We start from the raw sequence: 7,262 nt of genomic DNA, 5'->3' as shown, positions 1-7,262 counted from the left end.
CCCCGCAGATGGATGACGTTCGTCGACGGGCCGAGCGCGCGGATGTCTTCGCTTGTGAGCGTCGCGGTTTCGAGGATCGAGGAAAGCGGGACCACGAGGGTTTCGCCCGCGACATTGACGACCATGCCGTCGAGCACGGCTAGGGTCAGTGGCAGGGAGATCGAGAAGCAGCTGCCTTTGCCAGGTTCAGAGGTGATTGAAATTCGACCGCCGAGGGACTGGATCGAGCTTTTCACGACATCCATGCCGACGCCGCGGCCCGAGAGTGCGGAGACCTGGTCCGCAGTGGAGAAACCGGGCAGGAAGAGAAGGTTGTCGATTTCGTTGTCGGAAAGCTGGGCATCCGGGGTGACAAGCCCCTTTTCGATGGCTTTTTCGAAGACCTTCTTGCGGTCGATGCCACCACCGTCATCGCTGACTTCGATCACGACACGGCCGGATCGGTGGTGGGCTGAGAGGGTGACGATGCCTTCGCGCGGTTTGCCGATAGCCTCGCGCATGTCGGGGGATTCGAGGCCATGATCGACGGCGTTGCGGATCATATGGGTGAGCGGATCGGCGAGGCGCTCGATGACGGTCTTGTCGACCTCGGTGGTTTCACCTTCGGTTTTGAGACGGACATCCTTGCCGATCGCCGACGAGGCTTCGCGCACGATCCGGGCCATTCGCTGGAACAGCGGTTTGACCGGCTGAGCACGGATCATCATCACGCTGTCCTGAATGTCTCGGGTCAGCATCATGAAGGCTTCGAGCCCGGTATTCACGGCGGAGTTTGGCGGCAGACCGGCTTCGGCGACGGATTGGGCAAGCATGGCTTGGTTGATCACCAACTCGCCGACGAGGTTCACCAAGCGGTCGATGCGCTCGATATCGACGCGCACGGTGGCGCCGGGCTCTGTAGCGGGAGCGGTGTTGGCTGCCGCAGGCTGAGCGGCGGAGGTGTCAACGGCGGAGCAAAAACCGGCCACGGGGCGGAGCAAAAGTCTGCCACCAGAGAGGGCATGGGATTGAAGCGGAGGGAACGCTTCGCGCCCCGGCAGCTGCGCTTTTCAGATAGCTGGCGGCTGCCGGGGCGCTTTGGCCCAGCGGGCCAAACCTGAACGATGTGATCAGGTGTTGGCGCTGTTTCGGGCGCGGCTTTGGGCAAGCCGATAGCTGTCGCCGTTCATCTCGAGGATGTGGACATGGTGGGTGAGCCGGTCGAGCAGAGCGCCGGTCAGGCGCTCGGAGCCGAAGGTTTCGGTCCATTCGTCGAAGGGCAGATTGCTGGTGATCATGGTGGCGCCCCGCTCGTAGCGCTGCGAGATCAGTTCGAAGAGCAGCTCGGCGCCGGTCTTGCTCAGAGGCACGAAGCCCAGCTCGTCGATGATCAGGAGCTTGTATCCGACCATCTGTTTTTGCAGGCGTAGCAAGCGGCGCTCGTCGCGGGCCTCCATCAGCTCGTGGACCAATGCGGCGGCGGTGGTGAAGCCGACGGAAAGGCCCTTCTGGCAGGCGGCCAGTCCAAGGCCCAAGGCGACATGGGTCTTGCCGGTGCCGCTCGGGCCGAGGGCAATGACATTCTCGCGCCGCTCGATCCATTCCCCGCGGGCGAGTTCCAGCACCTGCATCTTGTTGAGCTTGGGGATCGCCTTGAAGTCGAAGCTGTCGAGGCTTTTGGTCGCCGGGAACTTCGCCGCCTTGATGCGGCGCTCGACCATCCGTCGTTCGCGGTCGATCAGTTCGAGTTCCACCAGGCGCGCCAGGAAGCGAACGTGGTCCTGCCCCTCCGCGGCGCACTGGCGCGCGAGCTTGTCGTATTCCCTCAGGAAGGTCGGCAGCTTGAGCGTCTTCAGATGATGGGCGAGCAGGAGGTCGGGCGCGTCGGTCATCGGGCCTCCTCCGAGATCAGGCACATGTAGCTGGCCGCCGAGGTCTTTCCGACCTCGGCCCGCGGCAGGTAGGGATAGACGTCGAGGTCGAGCTTCGGCGGTCGCTTCTCGACCTGACACAGCACGAGATGCTTGACGGCGTCGAAGCCGATGGCTCCCATGCGCAGGGCCGTCTTCACGGCGGCTTGCACATCGTCGAGCTCGAAGGCCTCCAGCAGCCGCAGGACCTGGACGAACTCACGCCGCCCCGCCTTGAGCATGCGTGCTTCCATCAGGCGGCGCAGGGTCGCGAACTCGGGCGGCAGCTCCCAGCCTGTCAGCGGCGCGGCCTGGTCCAGGGCATTGATCTTCTTCTCGATCAGCGGAAGGTAGTGGAGCGGGTCGAAGACGACATCCTCGCGCTCATAGCTGCGCGGATGGCGCGCGATCAGATCGCCGCCGCAGCCGATCGCCACCTCGTCGACATAGCCGCGCAGCCAGACATCGCGGTGGCCGTAGGCGACCGGCACGGAATAGTCGTTGGTCTTGTAACGCACCAGCGCCTGCGAGGTGACCCGCCCGCTCGCCTGATCGCAGGCATCGAAAGAGGCTGGCGGCAGCGCCGACATCACCTCGAGATCCCGGTCAAGGCGCGTGCCGATCGTCTCGGTATGGCCGCGCAGAACATCGCCCTGACGCTTGCGGCATTGTTCTTCCAGCGAGGCGTTGAAGGCCTCCCAGGAGGGGAAGCGCGGCACCGGCACCATGAAGTTGCGCCGGGCATAGCCCACCAGCCCCTCGACGCTGCCTTTGTCATTGCCCTTGCCGGGGCGGCCATAGCGGTCACGGAGCAGGTAATGTGACAGGAACCCGCTGAACAGCCTGGCCCGCTTGCGGGTGCCATCCGGCAGGATCTGTGCCACCAGGCACCTGTCGTTGTCGTAGAGCACCGACACCGGCACCCGACCGAAGAAGCCGAAGGCGTGAACATGCCCGTCGACCCAGGCCTCGGAGGTCGCAGCCGGATAGGCCCGGATATAGCAGGCATCGCTATGTGGCAGGTCGAAGGCGAAGAAATGCGCCTTCTGCTCGACACCATCAATGATGACCATCGCTTCGCCAAAGTCGGCCTGGGCATGCCCGGGCGCATGGGCCAGCGGCACGAACATCTCGCGACCGCGCCGGTCATCCTCACGAATGTAATCCTTCACGATCGTGTAGCCGCCGGTGAAGCCGTGTTCGTCCCGGAGCCGCTCGAACACCCGCTTGGCGGTGTGCCGCTGTTTGCGCGGGACGCCGCGGTCCTCTTCCAGCCAGGCGTTGATGATCTCGGTGAAACCATCCAGCTTCGGGCGCTTGATCGGCGCCTTGCGCCGGTAGCCCGGCGGAACCGAATACGCCAACATCTTCTGCACGCTGTCGCGTGAAATCCCGAAGTGACGCGCCGCCTCGCGCTGGCTCATCCCCTCGGCGCAGGCAAGTCGAACCTTGCGATACAAGTCCACGGTGAAAATCCTCCCGCCCTCCCGTCGCCAGAAAGGGCAAAAGTGGCCGACTTTTACGCCGCCCGCAGCCGGATCATCCCGCCGCTACCGTGGCCGACTATTGCGCCGCCGTTCTCAGGAGGGCTTCGCGGCCTCTGCCTGTTGCTCGGCCGGACCCGGGTCAGGCGTGAGCGCGGGAGCTTCGGTTGCGATCTTTGCTATGTCATCGGTTGGAGGCGGCGCGGGATTGACGCTAACGGGGCCATTCACTTCCGCCTCGGGTTCAAATTTCTCATCTTCGTCAGTGTCGACGGACGGTTCGCCATCTATTTCGGGCAGCTCCGGGAGGGGCGTTTCAGATGACTTTGGCATCGATGAAATTTCGATCTGGCAGACGTCTTCGACGAATTCGAACACTTCCCGGATTTCGTCTTCCGTTAAATCCCCCGTGATCTGGACGGTCCAGCTCAGATGGTTCTCCTCAGGGTCGAGCGCATCGAGTGGCGGGACCGCCGATGCGTCGGTCATGATCGAGACCTCCGCAATCTCGGCGAGGGCGCGGAGGAGCTGCAGCGGCTCGTTGCCCGAGGCATAGAGCGCGCCGTCCGGGCGGAACTGCAAGGTGAAGCCGGTCGGGGACGCATCCTCTGGCGTTAAATCGAAGTCGAGGTCGAGCGCGAGGCCCATCGGCTGAAAGTCCGCGGCCTCGGTCTCGTCTTCCGCATCAGCCGTATGTGCAGCTCCGCGATCCCCCAAAAGCGCCTCAAGTGCCTGAAGGCATTCCTCGGCGTCCTCGGGTTCGGAAGCCCCTTCGCGCGCGGCGTGGATTTCGTCTGCAAGCAGATCGGCCGCCTGAAAAAAGAGTTTCACCGCCTCAGGTGTCAGGTCGAGCCTCCCGGCGCGTAGCTCGTCCAAAACGGTTTCGAACCGATGCGCAAAAGCGACAAGCGCATCGAGCCCGAACGCGCCTGCGCCGCCCTTGATCGAATGGACCGCCCGGAAGACGACATTGATCGTCTCCCCATCGTCAGCGCCCTCGTCGAGATCGGAGAGCGCGTCTTGCAGGCTTTCGAGCAGCTCTTCACATTCGATGAAGAAGGATGCTTTGATTTCTGCCATCGGGTCGGACATGTCGCGCTCCTTATCCGGCAACCATGTTGAGCGCCTTGACCAGTTTGGTTGGGTCGAAGGGCTTCACGATCCAGCCGGTCGCCCCGGCGGCGCGGGCGCGGGCTTTCAGCTCTGCCGCGGATTCGGTGGTGAGGACGAGGATCGGGGTCGCGCGGTGGCGGTCCTGCCCGCGCACGGCCTCGATGAAGCCGAACCCGTCGAGGCGCGGCATGTTGATGTCGGAGATGATCGCGTCAGGCTCCAGCCCGTCGAGCACTTCCAGCCCGTGCACGCCGTCTTCGGCGAGGTAAAGCTCCATCCCGGCGTGTTCGAGGGTGAGCTTGAGCATGTCGCGAATGGTGCGACTGTCATCGACCGCGAGAACTTTCAGTGACATGGGGCCTCCGCATCCGGCAGGTGCTGGAGATCCTCACGAGAGAGGCCGAACCGGGTCAGGGCGCTGTCGAACGCCTCGGAACTCTCGGCGATCTCGAGGCGATGACCCGCGATGCGGGCAGTCTTCGCCGCAGAAAGCAGCAGTTGCAGCCCCAGCGCGCCGAAATGGGTCACGCTGGAGGCATCGAGGGCAACATCTTCCGTCGCCACACATTGCAGCGACGCTTGCAGGGGGCGCACGGTCGCAAGGTCGATCCGGTCGGGCAGGGCAAGCGCGGTCATGGCGCCACCACAAAGTCACGAAGGCAGAGCGTACGCATCGGCAACCTCTTTCAAACACATCCGTGAAAGAGGTCTAAGACCAAGCCGTTAAAATAGCCTTGACGGAAACGCGCCTATCGCACCATGCGCGAAGAAAGATAGGAGGCGCAGCCCTGAAGTGCTGCGTAGTCGTCCTCGACCACGCTGACCGGGAAGGCGCGCAGGAATTCCGAGAAGCGCCCCTTGGCCTGCATCGCCTCGGCGAAGCCGAACTCGTCGAGCCACGGGACGACGCCGCGCGCAGCCCCGCCGATCAGGTAGATGCCGCCGAAGGGCAGGTGGGTCAGCGCCAGATCGCCCACGACCCGGCCCAGCATCTGCACGAAAAGCTGGCCTGCCGCGACGGCCGTCTCTTCGCCACGGGTGATCGCTTGGAGGATTTCCTGACCCGAGGTGGTCGCGTCGTCCTCGCCCCTGAGATAGGCGTAGAGCCGTTCCAGACCGCGCCCCGACACGACATGCTCGACACTGGCGAAATCGTGTTTCGCATCGAGATAGGTCTTGAGCGCGAAATCCTCCTCGGTCTCGATCGGCAAGGTGGTGTGCCCGGCCTCGGAGGGCGGCACGACGCGCCCGCCGGGGCCCTCATGCACGGGAGCTGCGTTGAACCCGGTGCCGATCCCAACCACCAGCCGCGCAGAGCCTTCCTTCGCAGGCAGACCCGGCAGGATCGGGTGCACGGCATCCTCGGCGAGGCTTCCCAGCGCATGGCCCTGCGCCTGCAGATCGTTGAGCACGAAGACATGGTCCGTCCCGGTCAGCCGCGCGATGTTATCGGCGCGGATCACCCAGGCGAGATTGGTCATTTCGGCCACGTCGTCGCGCACCGGACCGGCGGCGGCCACGCAGGCACCCGCGATCTCGCCGCAATCCTCGTCGCGGATATACTCCTCGAGGATGTCCTCCAGCGCCCCGCGCCCCTTGTTCGAGAAGCGGCGGATCGTGGAGTGGATCAGCTTGCCGTCGCGGGCCATCGCCACGCGTGTATTTGTGCCGCCGATATCGGCCAGTAGGGTGATTTGATCGCTCATCCGCGGCTCCCCAATGCGTCTTTCCATGCCAGATAGGACGCTTTCGGGGTGCGCTGCAAGCTGTCGAAGTCCACATGGACGAGCCCGAAGCGCTTCTCGTATCCCAGAGCCCATTCGTAATTGTCCATCAGCGACCAGCCGATATAGCCCTTCACCGGAACACCCTCGGCTATCGCACGCTGCACGGCGGCGAGGTGGTCTCGGTAATAGGCGATGCGGTGCGGGTCCTCGACCTTGCCGTCTTCGACCACATCGGGCGCGGCCATGCCGTTTTCGGTCACGTAGAGCGGCAGATCGCCGGTATAGTCGCGCGCGAGGCGGGTCAGGAACTGATAGAGCCCCTCGGGATAGATCTCCCATCCCATCGCGGTCTTGGGCAGCGGGCCGTCGACTTCGTGATGCGCAGGCCACGGCCCCTCGGTGGGCGCGATGCGCTTGCAGGTGTAGTAATTGAGGCCGAGCCAATCGAGCTTCTCGCCGATCAGAGCGAAATCGTCTTCCCAATTGTGCGGCATGTGCGGCGCGAAGGCCTCCATCACCTCATCCGGATAGCGGCCCTTGAAGATGCCCTCTACGAAGAAACGGTTGTAATAGGCGTCATAGAGATTGGCGGCCGCCGCGGCCTCCGGCGTCTCATCGGCGGGGATCGGGTATTCGAGATTGCACACCGCGCCGAGGTTTTTCATCCCATGCGCGCGCATCACTCGGATCGACTTGCCATGGGCGAGCAGCACGTGATGCATCGCGTGGGCCGTGGCGCGGATGTCGCGCAGGCCCGGCGCGTGATGGCCGAGGAAATGGCTGAGCCAACCGACGCACCACGGCTCGTTGATGGGGGCGGCGGACCAGATACGGTCGCCGAGCCGATCCGCGATCACTTGCGTGAAATCGGCGAACCAGGAAGCGATGTCGCGATTGCGCCAACCGCCCTTGTCGGCGAGCGCGGCGGGCAGTTCCCAGTGATAGAGCGTGAGCGCGGGTTTCAGCCCGCGCTCCAGCATTCCATCGACCAGCCGGTCGTAGAAATCCAGACCCTCGCGGTTTACCGGGCCACGCCCCTCCGGCATCAC

Annotated in this window: 7 protein-coding genes and 1 pseudogene; all 8 read right to left on the bottom strand. The window is 64.2% G+C overall.

Features of this window, described 5'->3' with window-relative positions; translation table 11 throughout:
* Positions 1-944 (bottom strand): annotated as a pseudogene (locus B3D39_RS16820) (chemotaxis protein CheA); the annotation flags it as partial.
* A 165-nt stretch (positions 945-1,109) separates the two neighbouring features.
* Entirely contained in the window at positions 1,110-1,871 is a 762-nt protein-coding gene (gene istB / locus B3D39_RS16815; protein WP_078572607.1) for an IS21-like element helper ATPase IstB, read from the bottom strand.
* On the bottom strand, positions 1,868-3,364 hold the full coding sequence (gene istA / locus B3D39_RS16810) for an IS21 family transposase (protein WP_420604819.1): 1,497 nt from the start codon (positions 3,362-3,364) through the stop codon (positions 1,868-1,870). The genes istB and istA overlap by 4 nt, the downstream gene beginning before the upstream one ends.
* Before the next feature lie 105 nt (positions 3,365-3,469).
* Complete coding sequence (locus B3D39_RS16805) at positions 3,470-4,465, bottom strand: Hpt domain-containing protein (protein ID WP_274963185.1); 996 nt, start codon at positions 4,463-4,465, stop codon at positions 3,470-3,472.
* 10 nt (positions 4,466-4,475) lie between these two features.
* Complete coding sequence (locus B3D39_RS16800) at positions 4,476-4,841, bottom strand: response regulator (protein ID WP_078520611.1); 366 nt, start codon at positions 4,839-4,841, stop codon at positions 4,476-4,478.
* The gene (locus tag B3D39_RS16795) at positions 4,832-5,122 is read right to left on the bottom strand and encodes an STAS domain-containing protein (RefSeq protein ID WP_274963184.1); all 291 of its coding nucleotides are present in this window, start codon (positions 5,120-5,122) and stop codon (positions 4,832-4,834) included. Before B3D39_RS16795 ends, B3D39_RS16800 begins: the two co-directional genes overlap by 10 nt.
* 113 nt (positions 5,123-5,235) lie before the next feature.
* A complete protein-coding gene (locus B3D39_RS16790) occupies positions 5,236-6,192 on the bottom strand; it encodes an ROK family protein (protein WP_274963183.1) in 957 nt (318 codons plus the stop codon).
* Positions 6,189-7,262, bottom strand: a 1,074-nt coding sequence (locus tag B3D39_RS16785; protein WP_286789907.1) for a family 1 glycosylhydrolase, incomplete at its 5' end; no start/stop codon positions are given. The genes B3D39_RS16785 and B3D39_RS16790, both read right to left, overlap by 4 nt.

Origin of the sequence: Thioclava sp. UBA3469, assembly GCF_002378135.1 — a bacterium.
GTDB classification, from domain to species: domain Bacteria; phylum Pseudomonadota; class Alphaproteobacteria; order Rhodobacterales; family Rhodobacteraceae; genus Thioclava; species Thioclava sediminum.
This window is presented reverse-complemented; position numbering and strand designations above follow the sequence as displayed.

Excerpts from the sequence above, each read along its gene's own strand:
- istB (WP_078572607.1), bottom strand. The coding sequence starts at position 1,871 with ATGACCGACGCGCCCGACCTCCTGCTCGCCCATCATCTGAAGACGCTC.
- B3D39_RS16805 (WP_274963185.1), bottom strand. The coding sequence starts at position 4,465 with ATGTCCGACCCGATGGCAGAAATCAAAGCATCCTTCTTCATCGAATGT.
- B3D39_RS16800 (WP_078520611.1), bottom strand. The coding sequence starts at position 4,841 with ATGTCACTGAAAGTTCTCGCGGTCGATGACAGTCGCACCATTCGCGAC.
- B3D39_RS16795 (WP_274963184.1), bottom strand. The coding sequence starts at position 5,122 with ATGACCGCGCTTGCCCTGCCCGACCGGATCGACCTTGCGACCGTGCGC.
- B3D39_RS16790 (WP_274963183.1), bottom strand. The coding sequence starts at position 6,192 with ATGAGCGATCAAATCACCCTACTGGCCGATATCGGCGGCACAAATACA.